Annotated in this window: 18 protein-coding genes; 9 read left to right on the top strand and 9 right to left on the bottom strand. The window is 63.7% G+C overall.

Annotated features, from left to right (window positions below):
- Positions 1–110: 110 nt before the first annotated feature.
- The 3 genes from ppc to pdxS all read right to left on the bottom strand — a co-directional run bounded on the left by ppc (position 111) and on the right by pdxS (position 4,353).
- Positions 111–2,768 (bottom strand): phosphoenolpyruvate carboxylase, encoded by a 2,658-nt coding sequence (gene ppc / locus B2696_RS08640; protein WP_286955009.1) that lies wholly within the window; start codon positions 2,766–2,768, stop codon positions 111–113.
- Positions 2,769–2,854: 86 nt separating this feature from the next.
- Entirely contained in the window at positions 2,855–3,436 is a 582-nt protein-coding gene (pdxT, locus tag B2696_RS08645) for a pyridoxal 5'-phosphate synthase glutaminase subunit PdxT (protein WP_276623236.1), read from the bottom strand.
- Positions 3,430–4,353: a pyridoxal 5'-phosphate synthase lyase subunit PdxS gene (gene pdxS / locus B2696_RS08650; RefSeq protein WP_276623231.1), complete on the bottom strand. Its 924-nt coding sequence runs from the start codon at positions 4,351–4,353 to the stop codon at positions 3,430–3,432. Before pdxS ends, pdxT begins: the two co-directional genes overlap by 7 nt.
- Before the next feature lie 81 nt (positions 4,354–4,434).
- On the opposite strand from pdxS, the gene B2696_RS08655 reads away from it, so the two are divergent.
- The 3 genes from B2696_RS08655 (at position 4,435) to metX (ending at position 8,341) form a co-directional block, all read left to right on the top strand.
- Positions 4,435–5,787: a PLP-dependent aminotransferase family protein gene (locus B2696_RS08655; RefSeq protein WP_286955010.1), complete on the top strand. Its 1,353-nt coding sequence runs from the start codon at positions 4,435–4,437 to the stop codon at positions 5,785–5,787.
- 88 nt (positions 5,788–5,875) lie between these two features.
- On the top strand, positions 5,876–7,192 hold the full coding sequence (locus tag B2696_RS08660) for an O-acetylhomoserine/O-acetylserine sulfhydrylase (protein WP_286955011.1): 1,317 nt from the start codon (positions 5,876–5,878) through the stop codon (positions 7,190–7,192).
- A gap of 33 nt (positions 7,193–7,225) precedes the next feature.
- Positions 7,226–8,341 (top strand): homoserine O-acetyltransferase MetX, encoded by a 1,116-nt coding sequence (gene metX, locus B2696_RS08665; protein ID WP_286955012.1) that lies wholly within the window; start codon positions 7,226–7,228, stop codon positions 8,339–8,341.
- On the opposite strand, the gene B2696_RS08670 is transcribed toward metX, so the two are convergent.
- Both B2696_RS08670 and B2696_RS08675 read right to left on the bottom strand, forming a co-directional pair.
- The gene (locus B2696_RS08670; RefSeq protein WP_286955013.1) at positions 8,342–8,668 is read right to left on the bottom strand and encodes a DUF3017 domain-containing protein; all 327 of its coding nucleotides are present in this window, start codon (positions 8,666–8,668) and stop codon (positions 8,342–8,344) included.
- Complete coding sequence (locus tag B2696_RS08675) at positions 8,668–9,516, bottom strand: bifunctional methylenetetrahydrofolate dehydrogenase/methenyltetrahydrofolate cyclohydrolase (protein ID WP_286955014.1); 849 nt, start codon at positions 9,514–9,516, stop codon at positions 8,668–8,670. The genes B2696_RS08670 and B2696_RS08675 overlap by 1 nt, the downstream gene beginning before the upstream one ends.
- Positions 9,517–9,540: 24 nt before the next feature.
- On the opposite strand from B2696_RS08675, the gene B2696_RS08680 reads away from it, so the two are divergent.
- Together B2696_RS08680 and B2696_RS08685 are read left to right on the top strand one after the other, a co-directional pair.
- Entirely contained in the window at positions 9,541–10,011 is a 471-nt protein-coding gene (locus B2696_RS08680) for a tRNA (cytidine(34)-2'-O)-methyltransferase (protein WP_075729204.1), read from the top strand.
- A gap of 81 nt (positions 10,012–10,092) precedes the next feature.
- Positions 10,093–11,961 (top strand): pyruvate kinase, encoded by a 1,869-nt coding sequence (locus B2696_RS08685; protein WP_286955015.1) that lies wholly within the window; start codon positions 10,093–10,095, stop codon positions 11,959–11,961.
- Here B2696_RS08685 and B2696_RS08690 read toward each other — a convergent pair.
- The 3 genes from B2696_RS08690 to B2696_RS08700 are packed head-to-tail and all read right to left on the bottom strand — an operon-like array spanning position 11,958 to position 17,013.
- Positions 11,958–13,385 (bottom strand): PH domain-containing protein, encoded by a 1,428-nt coding sequence (locus B2696_RS08690; RefSeq protein ID WP_286955016.1) that lies wholly within the window; start codon positions 13,383–13,385, stop codon positions 11,958–11,960. The two genes, B2696_RS08685 and B2696_RS08690, sit on opposite strands and share 4 nt — an antisense overlap.
- On the bottom strand, positions 13,382–13,831 hold the full coding sequence (locus tag B2696_RS08695; protein ID WP_286955029.1) for a PH domain-containing protein: 450 nt from the start codon (positions 13,829–13,831) through the stop codon (positions 13,382–13,384). Before B2696_RS08695 ends, B2696_RS08690 begins: the two co-directional genes overlap by 4 nt.
- Positions 13,832–13,890: 59 nt before the next feature.
- Positions 13,891–17,013, bottom strand: a complete 3,123-nt coding sequence (locus tag B2696_RS08700) for an error-prone DNA polymerase (RefSeq protein ID WP_286955017.1) — start codon at positions 17,011–17,013, stop codon at positions 13,891–13,893.
- Positions 17,014–17,200: 187 nt separating this feature from the next.
- Between B2696_RS08700 and B2696_RS08705 the strand changes: the two genes are divergently transcribed.
- The 4 genes from B2696_RS08705 to B2696_RS08720 are packed head-to-tail and all read left to right on the top strand — an operon-like array spanning position 17,201 to position 20,826.
- Positions 17,201–18,073, top strand: coding sequence for a MetQ/NlpA family ABC transporter substrate-binding protein (locus B2696_RS08705; protein WP_286955018.1), 873 nt, complete (start codon positions 17,201–17,203; stop codon positions 18,071–18,073).
- A gap of 30 nt (positions 18,074–18,103) precedes the next feature.
- A complete protein-coding gene (locus B2696_RS08710) occupies positions 18,104–19,015 on the top strand; it encodes a MetQ/NlpA family ABC transporter substrate-binding protein (protein ID WP_286955019.1) in 912 nt (303 codons plus the stop codon).
- Positions 19,016–19,075: 60 nt separating this feature from the next.
- Positions 19,076–20,149 (top strand): methionine ABC transporter ATP-binding protein, encoded by a 1,074-nt coding sequence (locus B2696_RS08715; RefSeq protein WP_286955030.1) that lies wholly within the window; start codon positions 19,076–19,078, stop codon positions 20,147–20,149.
- Positions 20,146–20,826: a methionine ABC transporter permease gene (locus B2696_RS08720; protein WP_286955020.1), complete on the top strand. Its 681-nt coding sequence runs from the start codon at positions 20,146–20,148 to the stop codon at positions 20,824–20,826. Before B2696_RS08715 ends, B2696_RS08720 begins: the two co-directional genes overlap by 4 nt.
- Here the strand turns inward: B2696_RS08720 and B2696_RS08725 are convergent.
- Positions 20,823–21,662, bottom strand: a complete 840-nt coding sequence (locus tag B2696_RS08725) for a sucrase ferredoxin (protein WP_286955021.1) — start codon at positions 21,660–21,662, stop codon at positions 20,823–20,825. The two genes, B2696_RS08720 and B2696_RS08725, sit on opposite strands and share 4 nt — an antisense overlap.
- Positions 21,663–21,673: the final 11 nt, after the last annotated feature.

Below are 21,673 nucleotides of genomic sequence, written 5' to 3' on the forward strand. Positions count from 1 at the left end.
ACCGCCACGCTAAGCCACCGCCCACCGCCGCGACAATCCCCAACCCGCACCAAGGCGGAGAACTGTGGATAACTCACCCGCACCGCCCCGGTTATCCACAGCTGGGCCGCCTAGCCAGAACTCCGCAGTGCGGTAGCAAGGCCATTCATCGTAACCTGGATGGTTTTGGAAACGAGGAAGGAGTCATCCCCTGCGCGATAGCGGCGCAAAAGCTCCAGCTGCACCGCGTTAAGGGGAAGCAAGTAGGGATAGCGCCTGCGCAAAGAGCGAGCTTGGCGCTGGTTTTCAGACACGAGGTCCGCATTGCCCGTGACCTCCTGATAAACCTCACGCGTGCGCTCAAACTCCTCCGCGATGATGCCATAAATGCGCCTGGCTACCTCCTGATCCTCGACCAAGTCCGCGTAAAGGCGAGCCAAAGACATCTCCGCCTTCGCCATGACCTGCGCCATGTTGGAAAAGACGCTGCGGAAGAAGGGCCAGGAAAGATAAAGCTCGCGCAGCTCCTCCCAGCGCTCCAGCTCGCTTCCGCCGTCCACCCATTCGCGCACCGCACTTCCGACGCCGAACCAGCCCGGCAGGTTTGTCCGGGATTGAGACCACGACAGCACCCACGGAATGGCGCGTAGGTCAGATATTGCGCTCGTCTGCTTGCGGGCGGCTGGGCGCGAGCCCAAGTTGAGGTCTCCGATTTCATGCAGCGGCGTCGATTCCGTGAAGTACTCGATGAAGCCGGGATCCTCAAGCAGCTCGCGATACTTCTGTCCCGAAAGAGTGGATAGTTCTCGCATCGTGGCATAGGCACGCTCAGGGTCAGCGATGGGTTCGGTGTCGAGCAACGAGGCTTCAAGCACCCCGGAGACAAAGGCTTCGAGGTGGCGGCGTGCAGTCTCCGGGGAGCCGTACTTCGCGGAAATCACCTCGCCTTGCTCAGTGATGCGCACCGAGCCATTAACCGCGCCTTGGGGCTGAGCCAGGATGGCATCATAGGTCGGTCCGCCGCCCCTTCCTACTGCGCCGCCGCGCCCGTGGGCGAGGCGCAGTTCGACGCCGTGGCGCTGGCATACGTCGACGAGGGCAAGTTCGGCGTCGTAAAGCGCCCAGTTGGCCTGCAGATAGCCGCCATCTTTGTTGGAATCGGAGTACCCCAGCATCACCTCCTGCACGTCGCCACAAGAACGCAAATGCGCACGGTAGGCCGGGACTTGCCACAGCTGCTCCAAAATGTCAGCGCCTGCCTTAAGATCATCGATGGTCTCAAACAAAGGAACCATGCCGAGGTGGTCCAGCCCGACTTCCTTGAGCAGGATCATCGGCTCGAGGACATCACTAACCGCGCCAGTCATAGAAATTATGCAATGGGAGATGGACTGCGGACCGAAATCAGCGACGGCACGCGCGGCGGCTCGGAAGATGCCTAGCTCCTTCTCCGTATCCGCGCTCAGGCCCTCCACCCCGGGAAAGAGCAGTGGCCGCGGCGTGGCCAGCTCCGCGACGAGGATGTCAATCTTGTCCTCCTCCGCCAGCGCGGCATAGTCCTCGCAGCGTCCGGCGCGGCGGAAGAGCTCGCTCAGCACCTTCTCAAAAGACTCAGAGTTCTGCCGCAGGTCAAGGGTGTAGAGGTGGAAGCCGAAGGTAGACAGCGCAGAGCGCAGGCGCGCGAGGCGGTCGTCGGCGATCACAGCGTCGTTGTGCTGGCGCAAGGAGCGGTCGATGATGTCGAGGTCATAGCGCAGCTGAGCAGGTTCGCCGTAGGGCTCGGATTCGGGCGCTTTATCCTCCAAGACTGCGAGCTTGGCCTCGACACGGTGCCGGACTCCGAAAACCGCACGGCGATAGGGCTCATCCACGCGGGACTTCGCGTCATTTTCACTTGCCTCCGCAAGAGTTAGAAGCTCGCCCGAGCAGGAAGAATAGCGATCCGACAAGCTCAGTTCACGCTCGAGGGCCGCCAGCTCACGCTGGTAATAGCGCAGCACGGTCAGCGCCGCGCGGCGCGTGGCATAAGTTAGGGTTTCCGCCGTGACGAAGGGGTTGCCGTCGTGGTCTCCGCCGATCCAGGAGCCGGGGCGGACCACGGGGGCTTCGGGAAGCGAAAGCCCAAAGACTTCGTGCATTCCCCGCCGAATATCGCGGTTGATCGCCGGGATCTCTTCGAGGAGCGAGAGCTTGTAATAGCGCAATCCGACGTCGACCTCGTCCTCGAGCGTGGGCCGAGTAACGCGAATGAGCGCCGTCTGCCACAACAGCGTCATGCGCAGGTAGAGCTCGCGTTCGATGTCCGTATTATCTGCGGCCGTGTGACTGTGGCGCAGCAGCTGTTTGATCCGGGTCTGGGTATCAAATACCGTCCGACGCCGCGTCTCCGTGGGATGGGCCGTCAGCACCGGGGCAACCTGAGCGTCACGGATGACCTCCGCCGCCTGCGCCGGGGTGATCGAGGATTCGCGCAGCTTGGCAAAGGTCGTGCGCAGGGAGACGGCTGCGGGGACCGCTTCATCCTCGAGGTCCTCGGCCAGGTTGCTCAGCAGGGCGAAGTAGCTGAAGGCGCGGGCAACTAGATTGACCTTGGAGATGTCTAGGTCGCGGAAGATGGCGACGAGGTCCTCGGCGCGGGCGTTGCCGCGCGCCACCTCGAAGGCGAGCACGCGGGTCGATTCCACCAGCTCGAAGACCTCCTGGCCCTCCTGTTGCGCGATGACCTGGCCAAGTACTCGGCCGAGAAAGCGAATGTCTGCGCGGACTTGGTCATTAGGCGGTGTCGTCACGTGGGGTGTGTCCTTTCGCTCGCGTGTTTGCGTCCGCCCTTAAAAGTAGCGCAGGTCACTATCGCCCGTACCCCGGACGCGCACCACTACCCCCGAAACGAGTCCATCCACGCGCGATGCAGGCCGGCCTCGCCGTTTTCTTCCGGATGGAAGCTCAACGCGGTGATATTGCCCTGGCGCACGCCAACGATAACGGGGCGCCCCTGCGCATCTGCGCTGCGCGCGATGACCTCGACTCCGGCGCCGGCCTGAGTGACGATAGGCGCGCGGATGAAGCTCGCCTCAACCTCAACGCCGTCGACGCGGACAAGACGCTCGCTCGAAAAGCGCTGGTTGCCAAAGGCATTACGCCGCACTGTCACGTCGAGCACCCCGAGGGTGCGCTGGCCTGGGGCCGGATTGTCAAGACGCTTCGCACAGTAGATGAGCCCGGCGCACGTGGCCAAGGTGGGCAGCCCCGCAGTGATCGCAGCGGCTAGGGGCTGGGCTAGGCCGAAAGCACGGGCCAGCTTATCGACGACGCTCGATTCCCCGCCCGGCAACACCATCGCATCGAGGCCCTCCAGATCCTGCGGCAGGCGCACGCGGCGCACCTGCGCGCCAAGTAAGGACAGGATGTCGCAGTGCTCCTCGACGCCTCCCTGCAGCGCCAGTACGCCAATCACCAGCCGCGCTCTGCCAGGCGGTGCGGGGCGGGCACGTCGGCAACGTTGATGCCTACCATAGCCTCGCCCAGGTGACGCGAGACTCGGGCCAGCTGTGCGGGCTGATCGTAGAGCGTGGCGGCCTGGACGATGGCGGCCGCACGTGCCGCAGGGTTGCCGGACTTGAAAATCCCGGAGCCAACGAAGACGCCCTGGGCGCCCATCTGGCGGACGAGGGCGGCGTCGGCTGGCGTGGCGACACCACCCGCGACGAAGAGCACGACCGGAAGCGCGCCGGTCTCCGCCACCTCGTGCACGAGGTCATAGGGCGCTTGCAGCTCCTTCGCTGCGACGAAGAGCTCGTCGCGATCGAGATTGCGCAGGCGGGCAATCTCGCCCCGAATGGTGCGCAGGTGCTTGACGGCCTCGGAGACGTCTCCCGTGCCGGCCTCGCCCTTGGAGCGGATCATCGCCGCGCCCTCGGTGATACGCCGCAGGGCCTCGCCCAGGTTGGTCGCGCCGCAGACGAAAGGCACCTCGAAGTCCCACTTGTTGATGTGGTTGGTGTAGTCCGCCGGGGAGAGAACCTCCGATTCGTCGATGAAATCCACGCCTAGTTCCGCGAGGATCTGGGCCTCGACGAAGTGACCGATGCGGGCCTTGGCCATGACCGGGATGGACACGGCGTCGACGATGCCCTCGATGAGATCCGGATCGGACATGCGCGCCACGCCACCCTGGGCACGAATATCGGCCGGGACCCGTTCCAAAGCCATAACCGCGGCCGCACCAGCGTCTTCCGCGATCTTGGCCTGCTCTGCGGTGACGACGTCCATGATGACGCCGCCCTTGAGCATGTCGGCCAGGCCGCGCTTGACGCGAGTGGTGGCGAAGGTGGCGTCCCCGGAGGGCTGTCCCGAATTATTAGTTTTACGTGTCATGTCGTCTATACAAGCGCGCACAGCGGTCCAATACAAGGTCCAATTCTCAGCAATTGGATTAGACCACTTAGGATGGCAGGCATGAACCTCACACTCGATCCGCAGGATCCGCGCCCGCTGCCTGTGCAAATCGCGGCCGCAGTTCGCGAGCTGGTAGCCGCAGGAGCCCTCCTTCCTGGAGAGACCATCGAGTCCTCGCGCGCGCTCGCAGCCTCGCTGGGCATCTCGCGCGGCAGTGTGGTCACGGCCTTCGACCAGCTCACCGCGGAAGGATACCTCGTGGCCACGACGGGTTCGCGAACACGCATCAATCCCCTCCTCAAGCCCATCGCACAGCCATCGCCTGCGCCCGCACCCTCCCCTGCACCCCGCCCCCCACTCATTGAGCTAACACCGGGACTTCCCGATTCGCGCGGGATTGTCACACCGCAGTGGCGCGCGGCGTGGCGCGAGGCCGCCGCCCATGCGCTAGGCACTGCCCCCTCCGTGGGGCTGGAGGCGTTGCGCCGCGAGATAGCGGCCCACCTGCGCCACATGCGCGGGCTCGCCGTGGAGACAGAGCGGATTATCGTCACCGCCGGCGCGCGCGAAGGGCTCACGCTCTTCCTGCGGCACATAGCGGGACCAGGCCCGTTGCGCATTGGCGTCGAGTCGCCCGGCTATCCCAGCCTGCGCCGCATCCCGTCGGCCTTGGGCCATACGCTCGTCGAGGTTCCCACCGACTCGGAGGGCGTCACGGTTCCCCCCACGCCAGTCGACGCCCTCGTCCTCACCCCCAGCCACCAGTATCCCTACGGCGAGTCGCTGTCGGCGGCGCGGCGCACCGAGGTAGTGGAGTGGGCCCGCAGTCAGAGCAGTTGGATCATCGAGGATGATTTCGATTCAGAGCTGCGCTACCTCGGCCAACCCTTACCCGCGTTGGCGTCGCTGGCCCCGGAACGCACGGTCCTGCTCGGAACCTTTTCTTCGGTTCTCTCCCCCGGGATTGCCTGCGGTTTCCTCGTCTGCCCTCCCCGCCTCGTGGCCGGCCTTTCCGCGCAGCGCGAGCTCTTTGGGCAGCCGGTCAGCCTCATCACGCAGACCGCACTGGCCTCCTTCATGGCCAGCGGTGCGCTGCGCCGCCATACGGGAAAGATGCGCCGCGCTTATCGAAGCCGCCGCAACCTCGTCATCGACGCCTTCTCCGACGTCGAGGGCGTGGAACTTCTCCCCATCCATGGAGGACTACACGCGGTCTTGTTGTGTCAGCGACCAGCCGCCGAAGTCGTTGCACGTGCAGCCCGTAGCCGGGTTGGCTTGACCGCTTTGGCGGACTATTGGGGAGGCCACACCGCTCCCAACGGCGTGGTTATAGGCTTCGGGCACCTCGACGATGCACAGCTAGCCGGCGCGCTGAAAGTGCTCGCGCACGCCAGCAACAGCACCCAGCCATAACGCTTTGTCTATTTACATTCATCACCTTCCCTGTGGTTTTCCCTGCGAGAATAGACACGGCATACAGCTTGGTCTAGCCTGGGGTCTCATGACTACGAAATACGATAATTCTTCTTCCGCGAAGTGGTCCTTCGCCACCCGCGCGGTTCACGCCGGGCAGAACCTCGACGGGACGATCAACGCCCGCAACGTGCCCATCTACCAGACCACCTCCTACGTCTTCGACTCCGCGCAACACGCAGCCGATCGCTTCGGTCTCGCAAATGCCGGTCCGATTTATACCCGCATTACCAACCCCACGACTGAGGCGCTAGAAACCCGCCTTGCCGCCCTAGAGGGCGGGGCCGCAGCCGTGGCCTTCGCCTCCGGCCAAGCCGCTGAGACCGCAGCGATCCTCACCCTGGCTTCCGCCGGGGACCACATCGTCACCTCCCCTCGTCTCTACGGCGGCACCGCTAACCTCTTCACGGTGACCCTGCAGCGCCTGGGCATCGATGTCACACTCGTCGACGATCCGGATGATCCCGGCTCCTGGGCCGCAGCGGTGCAAGACAACACCAAGGCCTTCTACGGCGAGACGTTTGGCAACCCAGCCGCCGATATCCTCAACATCCCTGCCATAGCGCAGGTCGCACACGATAATCAGGTGCCTCTCATCGTCGATAACACGATCGCCACCGCCGCTCTGGCCCGCCCGCTCGAGCTCGGCGCCGACATCGTCGTCTTGTCTACCACGAAGTTCTACTCAGGAAGCGGCTCCGTCATCGGAGGCGCCATCGTGGACGGCGGATCCTTTGACTGGACCGTCGAGCGAAATGGCAGCCCGGTCTTTCCCTACTTCGTCACCCCGGAGGCTTCTTATCACGGGCTGACCTTCGCCGAGCTGGACATCCCTCCCTTTGCCACGAAAGCCCGTGTGGGTATACTGCGCGATACCGGTGCGGCAATGTCCCCGTTTAATGCCTGGCTGACGCTGCAGGGGATTGAGACGCTGCAGCTGCGCGTCGAAAAGCACAATGCCAACGCCCAGCAGGTCGCCGAGTACCTCGATGGCCACCCCAAGGTGGCGGCGGTGCACTACGCCGGCTTGGACTCTTCGCCGTACAAGGCTCTCAAGGAGGAGCTGGGCTACGCCTACACGGGCTCGGTGCTCTCCTTCGATATCGTCGGCGGCAAGGACGAGGCCTGGGCGTTTATCGACGCCCTGCGCCTGCACTCCAACCTCGCCAACATCGGCGATACGCGCTCGCTCGTGGTGCACCCGGCCACCACCACCCACTCCCAATCGGATGAGGAAGGTCTGCGCGTGGCTGGAATCAAGCAATCTACTATCCGCCTGTCGGTCGGCATCGAGGACATCCGCGATATTATTGCTGATCTTGAGGCAGGTTTCGCTGCCATCTAGGTACCGACGTCGTCCACGAAAGAAACACCCACTGTGAATCAACACTCGCCCGCACTCGCTGCCGAGGGAACGCTTGAAAAGGTGTCCATCGGTACTTTCCATACCGAGGCGGGCGCGGCCATCCCTGGCGCAGAGATTGCTTATCAGCGCTTCGGTGCCTTCGCCGGAGAAGGCAGGGGCAGCAACAATGTCATCGTGGTCGAGCATGCGTTGACGGGTGATTCGAATGTCCCGGACTGGTGGGCGGAGCTCATCGGCCCAGGCCGGGCGCTGGACACCGACCGCTGGTGCATCATCGCCACCAATGCCTTGGGCGGGTGCCGCGGCTCCACGGGACCTTCCTCCCCGCACCCGAGCAGCGGCGTATGGGGCTCGCGCTTTCCCGCGCTGTCCATCCGCGACCTCGTCGAGGCGGAGCGCGCAGCCCTGCGGGCTTTAGGCATCGAGCATGTGCATGCCATCATCGGCGGTTCAATGGGCGGGGCTCGCACCTTGGAGTGGAGCCTCATGCACCCAGACTTCCTCGACGCGGCCTGCGCCATCGCCGTTTCCGCCCGTGCCTCGGGCTGGCAGATAGGCATCCAGTCGGCGCAGATTTCAGCCATCGAAAGAGACCCCTTCTGGCAGGGAGGGGACTATTACGCCACGGATGCAGCCCCGCTGGAGGGGTTAGCGGCAGCCAGGCGCATAGCCCACCTGACCTACCGCGGGGAACAAGAAATTGATGAGCGCTTTGGCTCCCAAGCCCAAGAGGGAGAAAACCCGCTCGGGGCTTTCCGCAGCCCCCAGCAGCGTTTCGCCGTCAACTCCTACCTGGACTATCAGGGCGCAAAGTTGGCCCAAAGGTTCGACGCCGGCTCTTATGTGGTCCTTACCGAGGCGCTCAACCGCCACGACATCGGGCGTGGCCGAGGCGGGCTTAATAAGGCACTAGGGTCCTCGCACGTACCCACCATGGTTGTGGGGGTAGACACAGACATCCTCTACCCTTATCACCAGCAAGAACACCTCTCGCGCAACCTCGGCAACCTGCTGGCGATGGCGAAGGTGGTCTCCCCCGTGGGCCACGACGCCTTCCTCGCAGAGGCGCGCCAGATGGACCGCATCCTGCGAAACTTCCTTCACCTCGCGCAGAGCCCAGGTAAGTAGCTAGCTGCCGAGTGCGTCGACCGAGGCGGCCAGGAAGGTCATCGCCGCCCCGAGGACTGCGGTGAAGAAGGCGTCAAAACGCCGCGAGCGTACCGCCAGCACACCCACGCGCTGTGAATCGCAGCTCAAGCGTACGAGGGAAAGCCACAGGAGCGATGCCCCCAACACCACGGTGGCTCGGCGCCAGTGCTCAGAAAAAGCAAAAACGCCGGAGACGGCGACCCCCGCGATGAACAGCCCGATCATCGCCCACTGCACGGCGCCTGGCAGCCGGGAGGGGGCGAGGCCTCGATCGTGCGGGTTATCCAGCGAGAGCGCCTGGCTCATTAGGCCTGCGCCTCCGCGCGCTCGACGATATTGCTCACCAAGAAGGCGCGAGTCAGCGGCCCTACCCCGCCGGGGTTAGGGGAGATGAACCCTGCTTTCTCCCATACGTCGGGCGCGACATCCCCAGCCAGCTTGCCGTCGACGCGCGATACTCCGACGTCGAGGACGGCGGCACCGGGCTTGACCATATCGGCGGTGAGCATATGTGCCTTGCCTGCCGCCGCGACGATGATATCGGCAGCGAGAGTCTCTGCTGCCAAGTCCTTCGTGCCGGTGTGGCAGAGGGTGACGGTGGAATTCTCGCTGCGCCTAGTCAGCAGCAGGCCGATGGGGCGGCCGACAGTGACTCCGCGCCCGATGACGACCACCTTCGCCCCGTCAAGCTCCACCCCGAAGCGACGCAGCAGGTGAATGGCACCATTGGGAGTACACGGCAGCGGGGCCTGCTCATTGAGCACCAGCTTGCCCAGGTTAACCGGGTGGAGACCATCGGCGTCCTTGTCCGGGTCGATGAGGGCAAGGACGCGGTTTTCATCAAGATGAGCGGGAAGCGGCAGCTGCACGATGTAGCCGGTGCACGCGGGATCCTCATTGAGCTCCGCGATGACTCTTTCAAGCTCTTCCTGCGTGACATCAGCGGGCAAGTCGCGGCGAATGGAGTTGATTCCTAGCTGCTCACAATCGCGGTGCTTCATCTTGACATAAGAGTGGGAACCGGGGTCATCACCGACCAAAACGGTGGCTAGGCCGGGAACAATGCCCTTTTCTTTCAGCGCGGCGACCCGGGTGGCCAGGTCCTCAAAAATCTCATCTCGGTACAGTTTGCCATCTAGTTTGGTAGCGGTCATGCCCACCATCCTAGACTGAGCACTATGAGCCAGCTGCACATCGTCTTCGATAATCCCGTGATCCCCACCAATACCGGCAACGCCATCCGCACCGCCGCGGTCACGGGAGCAACGCTCCACCTCATCGAACCTCTGGGCTTCGACTTCTCCGACAAGCACCTCAAGCGTGCTGGGCTGGACTACCACGACCTTGCTGACGTGCAGATTCACCCCGACTTCGACTCCTGCATGCAGGCCCTGCCCGGCAGCCGCGTCTTCGCCTTTACTACACAGGCCGCGCGCTGGTTCACCGACGTAGACTACCGCGAGGGCGACGTGCTGCTCTTCGGCACCGAGCCCACCGGCCTGCCCGCCGAGCACCGCAAGCACCCGCGCGTCACCGACGAGGTACGCATCCCCATGGTCCCGGCGCGGCGCTCGATGAACCTCTCCAACTGCGCCTCCACCGCAGTCTTTGAGGCCTGGCGCCAGCTCGGCTTCGCGGGCGGGGTCTAGGCTTCGCGCTGCGGACAGGCGCACACTCGGGCACACTTGTTTCCAAACTGCGTAATCCTGAAGAAGGAGCCTGAAGCCGCCGTGCCCGAACTCTCCCGCCAACTTACCCCCTGGATAAATGAGCTCATCTCTGAGCTCGAAGCCTCCGATTCCGCCCACGCCCCACTCATCGAGGCGGTACACCCCACCCATCGCACTGGCGCGCGCAACCTGTTGCATTATGCGCTACTGCGCCAACGAGACGTCGCCAAGCTGCAAACGGGGCTCTCCGCGCTGGGAATTACCCGGCTGTCAAACGTGGAACCCGCCGTGCTCGCCCGGCTGCATGCGGCGCGCAACGTGCTCGACGCCTTCGAAGGCACAGCGCTAACCTATCCCCTTGAACCGATTGCCTCGGCCTTCGCCACGGCGGATGACATCCTCGATGCGCATTCCACCGAGCTTCTGGGGCCAACGGCCGAAGACACGCACTCGCGCATCATGGTGACCCTGCCCGCGGAAGCCGCCCAGGATCCGGCGCTGGTGCTCGGTTTCGCCCAAGCCGGCATGGAGATAGCCCGCATCAACTGCGCGCATGACGGGCCCGAGGTATGGGCCCAAATGATAGAGAACGTCCACGCGGCTGCAGCGCAAGTGGGGCGTGAAATCCTGGTGTCGATGGACCTGGCCGGACCAAAGGTGCGCACCGGCGATTTCCCGCCCGGGCCGGCCGTCGCCCGCGCGCGGGTGACCAGACAGAAGTGGGGCGAGATCATCACCCCGGCCAAGCTCTACCTCTCCCCTGCCGGCCACCCGGTCGCGCCGCCTCCCTTAGGCCCCGGCCGCCCCGGCGTGAGCATCGAGGTCGATCCGCACTGGCACGCGCAGCTGCGCCCTGGCTCCGCGATAACCTTGGTGGATGTGCGCAATTCCCGGCGGCGCTTCATCGTCTCCGAGGTTGTTGAGGATGGCCTGGTGATTGCCCTAGGCCAGCGCAACGCCTACATCGGGGAGCGCACCCTGCTCAATCACGAGGGCTTCCGCACGCGTGTCACCGGCATCGCCCCGATAGAGCGCTCGCTCCTGCTCCACCCCGGCGATGAGCTGATATTAAGCACCACCCAGGAGCCCGCCGTCCTGCCTTCCGCTGGTCCTGCCATCTTGGGCTGCACCGCCCCGGAGGCCGTGGCGGTGCTGCGGGTGGGCCACCGCGTGCTTTTCGACGACGGTTCGATCGCCGCCGTCGTCCGTTCTCTGCGCGCCGAGGGAGACGATACCCAAGCCCTGCTCGAGGTCACCCGCGCCGGGCTCGAGGGCACGAAGCTGGCGGCCCACAAGGGCATAAACCTGCCCGATACGCATATCCCGCTGCCGAGCCTTTCCGTCGAGGACCTCGCCGCCTTCGACTTCGTGGCCCATCATGCCGACATAGCGGCGATTTCTTTCATCCGCACGCCCGCCGACGTGGACTTTGCGCTCCAAGCCTTAGAGGACATCGCCCGGGCCGATCCAGACAACGCCGAGCGTATCCGCGACCTCGGCATCGTGCTCAAGATTGAGACCGAGCCAGCCTATGAGCACTTGGCCGCTGTCCTTTTGGCCGGGATGCGGCACCGCCACTTCGGCATCATGATTGCCCGCGGAGATCTGGCCGTGGAGCTGGGATTCGAGCGCATGGCGGAGGTCCCGCGTCTTATTATGCGCATGGCCGAGGCCGCGCATATTCCGGTCATCATGGGCACCCAAATCCTCGAGAACTTGGCCAAGAAGGGCATCCCCTCGCGCGCGGAAATCACCGATGCAGGCTACGCCCTGCGCTCGGAGTGCGTCATGCTCAACAAGGGCCCGCACATCGGCGAGGCCATTGAGATCCTCGAGCATCTCTCGCGCAAGCTGGGTCGCTCCGAGTTAAAGAACCGCCAGTCCCTGCGGCGCATTGCCAGCTGGGGAGACGATATCGCCGCGGATTAGTCCATGGGCTTGTCCGGCGCCGGCAGTTGGCGGGCGCGCAGCCGGCCGATCAGCTCTGCGGCATCATCTGGGGCAAGGTTGCTGCCCCGCATCCGCACCGGCCCTCCCACCAGCTCGAGGCGCACGGAGGCCAGGTTGCATAGCTGATCAACGGGGCCGGCCTGATAGGTCAGCTCCTGGATGTGCGAGTTCTCTATCGCCATCACCCGGCGCGTGAGGCGCCCGGCGTGGGTCACGGTGGCATCCCCCAGCAGGGTCACTGCCTGCTGCGCGCGATCCACCGGGGAGGCCCACCACGCTCGCCGCGGGGAGTTAAAGGTGGGCCGCGTGGCGCCCTCCGGCAACGCATACTCCGTGATTTCTGCGGCATCTAGTGGCCCGACCAACTCGAAGAGGGCAAGGGCGTGCTCGCGCGATCCCACGGGCAGGATTCGCGTTGATCCCGAGCCCTTTCCTGCGGTGGCCCCATAACCCGCGATGGAGACCTGCACCTGGTACCAGCCGAAAAGCCGCCACATCCACGGCTGGGCCACCCGCACCCCGTGAATCCGCTCAAAGCGAATGGACTGGCGCCGCCTGTCTGCCAGCCCATAGGAGATGTTGAGCACCTGGTTGCCGTGGGCGTCGCGGTCGAGGAAAGCGCAGTAGCGCCAGGAGGAATCGATAAGCTCCCACACCTTGGGCAGAAATCCCACCACGACGGGCAGGGCCGCGGAATTGGGTATGGGCGCAAGAACCGTCGCCGCCACCGACACCACCGCCAGCACCGTGCCCGGGTGGAGTGCTGCGGCCACCAGCGAGCGCCGGATAGGGATCTCGGGGATGACGCTTAGCCCTTCTGGCGCGACGGTGGGTTCAACAACTACAGCTCGCTCCGGCGCAACCTCCCTACCCTCGCGCCGGACCTGGCCCAGGATTTCCGCGCGCAGCTTTTCGGCCTCCGCCTTCTTCAGGTAGGCGATCTCGATGACCGAGTTTGCGCCGCCGGCCGTCTCCACGCGCACCGCGGCCAGACCGAAGATGCGCGCGATAACCGATTCGACGACATCAACCGCCTGCGTGCGGTCATAGCGCGCGGAACGCAGCTGCGTGGAGATGAGCCCGCGGCGCAGCGCAATCTCCTCCTCATCCAGGCGAAATCCCAGACGACGCCACCACAGAGCGGAAAGAAACCAGATGGCCAGGCACACAAGGACAAAAGCCACCGCCGCTATTGCGGTACCCCTAAGCGCCTCGGCGCGATGCTCGCCCCGGGCGAAAGCGACGAGGTTGCTCAGCATCTCTGCGTTGACGTTGACTATTAATATGGCGATGAGCGCCAGGATGAGGGACCAGAACCTCAGCAGCGGGGTGAGACGATGCACGCGCCGGAAACCCGCATCGTCCACGGGCGCGACATCGCTCGCCTGAAGATGCTTGCTCACAGGCCGCTCATCCTCTCGCGTGCCTTGTCCGCCAAGCGTTCGCGCAGGGCGTCGGCAGTCGCGGCAGGCAGGCCCTTGATGGTGGCATCCGTGCCTGCGGAGGCCGTGTGCAGCTGCACCTGCCTGATCCCCAGCCAGCGCTCGATGGGGCCGGCGGAGACGTCGACGAATTGGATGCGCCCGTAGGGAACCACCGTGAAGGTATGCCACAGCTTCCCGCGCGTGATGAGCAGCTCGTCCTCGCCCTCCAGCCAGGCCATCGTGCCCACCTGGGCCGGGATCAGCCAGAGCAGGTAACACGCCCACACGGCACAGACCGCCAACCCCCAATAGGCCCACGGGGTCCACAGGTAGCCCACCACCGCTGCGACGATGACGAGAAGAGTAGTCCAGCCCAAGTGGACGATGTAGCGCGCGGTCACCAGCTTCGGAGAGACCGGATGCATACCTGCGGGGGGAAGTGAACTCATAAGGAAATCCTAGCAACCGGCTGTGAGAGGAATCCTTAGCGGAAGTCACGGGAGCCGCGGGAGAACCACGAGCCCATCTCCAGCGGCTCAAGCTTATCGGCGACCACGCTCGTGGCCCCCGTGGCATTCTGGACGATGCCGCGCACGATAAGAGCCTGCGAGGTGCGCGCGAGGACCTTCTGCCTGTTCCACAGACCCACCGAGACCATGACGTTGATAAGGCCCGTCTCATCCTCCATGCCCAAAAAGGTCAGGCCGGAGGCGGTCTGCGGGCGCTGGCGGTGGGTAATGATTCCGGCTAGGCGCACGCGCGAACCATCCGGGGCTTGGCGCAGTTGGGCGGCGGTGAGGATGCCGGCTTCGCCAAGCGCAACACGCAGCAACTCCATGGGCTGGCGGTCGTGGGTAACGCCCACCGCCGCCACATCCGCGGCCATGAGCTCGAAGGCCGACATCCCGGGCAGGGCGGGCGGGGCGATGGCGGATAACCCCGGCAGCATCCCCTCGCGCTCGGTGGCGGCCACCCCTGCCTGCCACAGCGCTTGGCGACGACTCATTCCCAGACACTCCAGCGCCCCCGCCGCCGCCAGTGCCTCGACGTGATCAACGCCGAGATCCGCCCGGCGCGAGAGATCCGCGACGTCCTTAAAGGGCGCATGCGCCGCAATGCGCGCCGCAGCCTTCTCCCCCAGCCCCTTGACCAGAATGAGGCCAAGGCGAATGGCCGCATCCTCCATCCCCGACTGCACACCGGAGGCATTAACGCTGACGGGAAGAACCTCGGCTCCGTGGCGCCGGGCGTCCTGGATGAGGGACTGCGGCGAATAGAAACCCATGGGCTGGGCGCGCAGCAGCCCGACGCAAAACTGCGCCGGGTAGTGGTACTTGAACCAGGCGGAGAAATAGACCAGCGAGGCAAAAGACTGCGAGTGCGACTCCGGAAAGCCATAGGCGGCGAAGGCGACGACCTTATTCCATAGTTTGTCCGCCACCTCGCCGGTGATGCCGTTGGTTGCCTCCAAGCCCGTATAGAAGCGCTGGCGCAGCGCCGCCATGCGCGCCGGAGAGCGCTTGGAGCCCATGGCGCGGCGCAGGTCATCTGCCTGAGCCCCGGAAAAGCCTGCGGCGTCGACCGCCACCTGCATCAGTTGCTCCTGGAACAGGGGGATGCCCAGGGTGCGCGCCAAAGACTTTTCCAGGACCGGGTGGTCATAGGTTATTTCCTCCTGCCCGTTGCGCCGCCGCAGGTAAGGATGCACAGAGCCGCCCTGGATGGGCCCGGGGCGGATGAGCGCCACCTCCACGACGAGATCGAAGAAGCACTGCGGCCGCAGGCGCGGCAGCGTGGAGAGCTGCGCGCGCGATTCCACCTGGAATACTCCCACCGCATCGGCGCGACAGAGCATGTCATAGACCGGCTTTTCGCTGAGATCAAGCTCCCAGAGGCGCACAGTGCGGCCGGTGCTCTCCCGCACGATATCGACCATGTGATGCAGCGCCTCGAGCATCCCCAGGCCCAGCAGATCGAACTTGACCAGGCCTGCGGCGGCACAATCGTCCTTGTCCCATTGCAGCACCGAGCGCGCCTCCATGCGCGCCCACTCGACCGGAACCACGTCGGCGATGGGGCGATCGCACAGGACCATGCCCCCGGAATGGATACCCAGGTGCCGCGGCTGTCCCAGAAACTTCTGCGCCAGCTGCTCCACGCGCTCCGGCGGCTGTGAGATTCCCTTCGCCCAGGAATCTGCGGCGCCTTGCGGGTATCCCAAGGCCCTGGCTGCGTCCCGCGTGGCCCCCTTGCGGCGATAGCTGATGACGTTGGCCACCTGCGCTGCTCGGTCCCTTCCGTATTGGCGATAGACGTACTGGATAACCTCCTCGCGCCGCCCCGATTCGATGTCGATGTCGATATCAGGCGGGCCCTCGCGCTCCGGGGAGAGAAAACGCTCGAAGAGCAACTGCGCGGAGATGGGCTCGGCGTTGGTGATGCCGAGGCAAAAGCAGACCACCGAGTTGGCCGCAGAGCCCCTGCCCTGGCATAAAATATTGGTGCTTTTGCAAAAATCCACCAGGTCACACACGATGAGGAAGTATCCGGGAAAGTCCAGCTGCTCTATCACCTTTAGCTCGTGGCTAATCTGCGCCCACGCTTTCTCCTTAATCTCGCCCGGGCGTGAGGCATAGCGCTCCTGCGCGCGCTCCCAGACCAAGCGCTCTAGCCAGGTCATCTCCGTGTGCCCTTCCGGGACGCGGAAGTTGGGCAGGTTGGGCGCGAGCGCATCCCAATCAAAAGAGCACTGGCCAAGAACCGCGACGGTCTCCTCCACCAGTGCGGGGCGGTGCGCAAAGATACGGTGCATCTGTTCTCCTGAGCGCAACCATCCCGCGCCCATCGGATGCGCATCGGGCTGTTCCTCCTCGAGGCAGCGGCGGCGGGCAAGGGCTTGTTTGGCGGCGGCGAGGCGGGCGTCCTCCCGCGTCGCCGCGGCGGGGCGGGCGGTGGCAATGGCCCGCATATTGTTGATGCGATCGAGCGCGGCGTGATGATCCGCGTCCTCCGGAAGCATGGCGTACACGTACTCAAGTACTATGCTGTCTATTTTTATTCGTTCGATAAGATGATCGATTTTATCCAACCATTCCCAGCCCACAAGGAAGATACAATGATCCTGCAGACGCGCGGCGATCTCCCCTAGGGGCGGATAGCGCACCTCGCCTTTCTGGCCGGCGTCCATACGCGCCTGCGAGATGAGCCGCGAGAGACGGCGATAGCCCTCCGGGCTGCGCGCCAGCACCGTCAAAGGAGCCGGATCTAGTGATAGCTCGGCCCCGTAGACCACCGGAAGGCCAGCCCTTGCTGCAGCTTCCACGAACTTCATCAGCCCATAAAAACCATCCCTGTCCACGACAGCCAGCCCGGATAGTCCCAGCTCCACAGCCCGCGCCACCATAGCCTCCGGCTCGGAGGCTCCGTGCAAGAAACTATAGGAGGACACGGCATGCAGCTCGGCAAAAGGCACCTTAACCCGCCACTGGGGCGAGGGCACATCCCCCCGCAGCAGGTGATTCACCGGAACCGGCGTCGGCTCCTCACGCCCGGAAAGGATGCGCTCGATACGCGACCACGACAGGGCCCTTCCTCCGTTAAACCTCATGGCACGTATCCTAATATCGAACTTAAGTTCTATACAACCATCAAGACACGCCGCGCCCATATAGACAAAGCGGTTCAATGTTTGGTAGGTTTCTTTTCATTCGCCGAGAAGGAATCTTCTTCCGCAGTTTCTCGTAATTAAAGCCCTCAAGTAACACCCGCAAGTTAAAGATTGGATTATCACCACCATGTGTCTTCGTCGCATCCTTGCCGCCGCCTCTGTCAGCGTCATCGCCGCCACCGGCCTCGCCGCCTGCTCCTCTGATTCTTCCGGGGACAGCGCCAGCAATGGCCCCATCACTATCGGCACCACCGACGCCTCCAAGAAGGCCTGGGCGGCCTTCGAAGACGAGGCTAAGAAGGAGGGTTTCGATATCAAGATCCAAAACTTCTCCGATTACAACACCCCCAACCAGGCGCTTGACCAAGGGGAGATCGATACCAATAACTTCCAGCACCTGAAGTTCTTGGCCAAGTACAACAAGGGCAACGGCACCGACCTCGTGCCCATCGTCGCCACCGAGATCGTCCCGCTCGCCCTCTTCTGGAAGGACCACGACTCCCTCGACGGCATCGAAGGCCAAGAAATAGCCATCCCCAACGACGCCACCAACCAGGGCCGCGCCATCAACGTCCTCGTGCAGGCCGGACTGGTCACCCTCAAGGAAGAAGGTCTCATCACCCCAGGCCTGCCCGATATTGACGAGGCTGCCTCCAAGGTCAAGGTCACCCCGGTCGACGCGGCCCAGACCCCCGCTGCTTATGGCGAGGGCAAGCCCGCCGTCATCAACAACTCTTTCCTGGATCGCGCCGGCATCGATCCCACGACCTCCATCTTCCAAGATGATCCGAACTCCAAGGAAGCAGAGCCCTACATCAACGCCTTCGTCGTCCGCGCCGCAGACGCCGACCGTGAGGATCTTAAGAAGCTCGCCGAGGTCTGGCACACCCAGCCCGTGCAGGACGCCGTGGCCGAGGATTCCAAGGGAACCTCCGTGCCCGTCGAGCGCACCCCTGAGGAACTGCAGACCATCCTCGAGCGCGTCCAAGAACAAAGCTAGCCTCCACCCCCACCGACCTTTAAGGAAACGATGTACCTCCGCCGAATCATCTCCCCCGTGGCCGCAGTTGTAGCCGCGGTTGTGGCCGCCGGCAGCCTCAGCGCCTGCTCTTCTGCTTCTTCCACTAACGAGACCGCGGGCGAGGATCGCCCCATCGTCATCGGTACCACCGATGCCGAGCTGCCCGAGTGGCAGGTCTTGGAAGATCTCGCAAAGAAGGAGGGCATCGAGATAGAGATGCGCAACTTCACGGACTATGCCACGCCGAATCAGTCCCTCGCTGAGGGCGATACGGATACCAATAAGTTCCAGCACCTGAAGTTCTTATCGGAATACAACGTGGGCAACGGCACCAACCTAGTGCCTGTGGCTTCCACCCAGATCTACCCCATGCCGCTGTTTTGGAAGGACCACGATTCCCTCGACGGCATCGAAGGCCAACAGGTCGCCATTCCCAATGACCCGACCAACCAGGCACGCTCCCTTAACCTCTTGGCCTCGCAAGGACTGCTCAAGCTCAAAGAGGATGACCTTTTGACCCCCACCCCGGCCGATATCGACGAGGGAGCCTCCAAGGTCTCGGTCACGCCTGTCGACGCCGCTCAGACCCCCTCCGCCTATGGCGAAGGCAAGCCCGCGGTCATCACGAACTCCTTCTTTGAGCGCGCCAATATCGATCCCTCCCAGGCCATTTTGTACGACGAGCCTGATTCCCCCGGCGCCAACCCGGAGGTCATGTTCGAGCCCTACATCAATGTGTGGGCGGTGCAGGAAAAGGACAAGGACAACCCCAAGGTCAAGCGCCTAGCCGAGCTCTATCTTTCCGATGAGGTAAAGGCAGCCGTGCAGAAGACCACTGGTGGAACCACCATCTTCGTCGACAAGCCCCAGGCGGAACTCCAGCAAATCCTGGACCGCCTCGAGGAAGAAGCATCCAAGTAAACCTCTCTACCCCGCCGGCGCATTTTCCCCGGCGGGGTTAGATTATTAGGGCGGCTAGTCATCACTTACACCGCCTCATCACTTAGCAAGGAAAGACCTCACGTGACGCACAACAAAGGTACGCGGGTTGAGTTCCGCAACATTACCAAGGTCTTCAAGAACAAAAAGACCGAAACCAAAGCGCTTGACGATGTCACTTTAACCGTCGAATCCGGCGATATCACCGGCATCATCGGTTACTCTGGCGCCGGCAAATCCACCCTGGTCCGCATGATCAACGGGCTCGATACCCCTACCTCCGGGCAGCTGCTGCTCGACGGGCAGAATATCGTGGGCCTGCCCGAGTCCAAGCTGCGCGGCACCCGCCGCAACATTGGCATGATCTTCCAGCAGTTCAACCTCTTTCACTCTCGCACCGCGGCGGGCAACATCGAATACCCCCTGCAGCTGGCCGGGGTGCCCAAGGCCTTGCGCAAGAAGCGTGTGGCGGAGCTCTTAGAGTTCGTCGGCCTAGGAGATAAGGGCTCTAACTATCCGGAGCAGCTCTCCGGAGGACAGAAGCAGCGCGTCGGCATCGCTCGTGCGCTGGCGGTCAACCCTTCTTTGCTCTTGGCGGATGAGGCCACCTCCGCTCTCGATCCGACGACGACCTACGAGGTGCTCAACCTGCTACGGCGCGTCAACAAGGAACTCGGCATCACCATCGTGGTGATCACCCACGAGATGGAGGTGGTCCGTTCCATCGCCGATCACGTGGCCGTGATGGAGGATGGCCGCGTGGTCGAGCACGGCAGTGTCTACGAGGTCTTTTCCCATCCCCAGACCGCAGTGGCGGAGAAGTTCGTCGCCACCTCGCTGCGCAATACCCCCGACGTCATTGAGGCAGATGATCTCCTTGCGCACGAGGGGCGCCTATTTACCGTCAATCTCACCGAGAACTCCGGCTTCTTCGCCGCCACTTCGCGCCTCGAGGCAGCCGGGGTATCCATCTCAATCGTGCACGGTGGCATTACCACCTTGCAGCAGCACTCCTTTGGCAAGGTCACCGTGCGCCTTAGCGGCTCACAGGCGGCCATCGAAGAGTTCTACGCAACCCTCCAGCGCACCACCGACATCGAGGAGATTCAACGATGAACGTCACCTACCTGGCGGAAGCAAACTGGGACCGCCTCGGCGATACCCTCCTCGAGGCTGTCAAGGACACCCTCATCATGGTCAGCGTCACCATGGTGGTCGCGGGCCTGCTCGGGCTCTTCCTCGGCATCTTGCTCTACACCACCCGCCCTGGCGGGATTCTGCAAAACAAGCTCATTTACCTCTTGATCAACGTGGCTGTGAACTTCGTTCGCCCGATCCCGTTTATCATCTTGCTCGCCTTTGTGCAGCCGCTGACCGTCGCGGTGATGGGTGGGTCCATCGGCCGCGGCCCTGCCACCTTTGTCATGGTCATCGCTGCGACCTTCGCGGTGGCGCGTATCGTCGAGCAGAACCTAGTCTCCATCGATCCGGGCGTTATCGAGGCGGCGCGCGCCATGGGGGCGAGCCCGTGGAAGATCATCACCTCGGTGATCGTCCCCGAGGCCTTGGGCCCGCTGGTGCTGGGCTACACCTTCCTGTTTATCGGTGTCGTGGATATGTCGGCGATGGCCGGCTACGTCGGCGGCGGCGGCTTGGGTGACTTCGCCATTGTCTACGGCTACCGCGCCTTCGAGTGGCAGGTCACCGTGGTGGCCACGCTCATCATCATTGTCTTGGTCCAGGCCGCCCAGTTCTTTGGCAACTGGCTCTCGGCCAAGATCATGCGCCGCTAAACCGCGACCCACACCCGCGAGGTCTTCGGCTCGTCCCCACAGGAGGAGACGATGCCGGAGACCTCTTTCTGCTCCATATCAACGTCCCACTCGCGCCCGTCAACATGCACCACATGCTTGTCGAGGGCGCTCAGATCCCCATAGTGCACCTTCTCACCGGCCTCGATAAGGCGGCGAGCGATGGCCAGCTCCGCTACCTGCCCTCGCGCATCATAGATGCCTCGCCCGCGGTTGGAGGGATAGAAGTACTCACCTGTGGCGGCGGCGCGCACCATCGCACGTCCCACCTCGAGATTGAGCCGGCCAAAGGAGTATCCCCACGGCATCAAGAGCACAGAGGGTGCGAAACGGTGGCCCTTGGTGTGCGAGGACTCCCAGATCAGCTCGGGGAAGTCCTCCACCAGCCCCGCGGCTAGTGGCCTCCCTTTGACCGCGCAGCACACGTCGCGGCGGCCGTGCGTGCACACGAGCACCAGCGGGGAGTCGATGCTGCCTCCGCCGTTGCGGCCTGGTCCTGTGAGATCGAGCTCCACGATCTTCTCCGGACCAGTAAGCAGGAGCATCTCCATGCGCGCCGATTGGGCCCACACGAGGTAGCAGCGGTGCATGTTGCCTACTTGGTGCCCCTTGCGGCCGGGGCGCCGGATGAGTTGCAGCCCGGCGTGCCCGGCCAGCTTTTCCTTGAGCAGGCGTGTGAGCTCGGGCCCAAAGGTATCCCCATCGAGTACATCACGCGACCATCCGCCCGGCCATTCAAAAAGGACATAAACCTTCTCCTGCTTGGCCGTACCCGGCAGTGGCTCGACCAAAATGTCAGAACAAGTGCGCGCAGTCATACCAGATACTT

The organism is Corynebacterium sp. UBA4397 (assembly GCF_002390965.1).
GTDB classification, from domain to species: Bacteria; Actinomycetota; Actinomycetes; order Mycobacteriales; family Mycobacteriaceae; genus Corynebacterium; species Corynebacterium flavescens.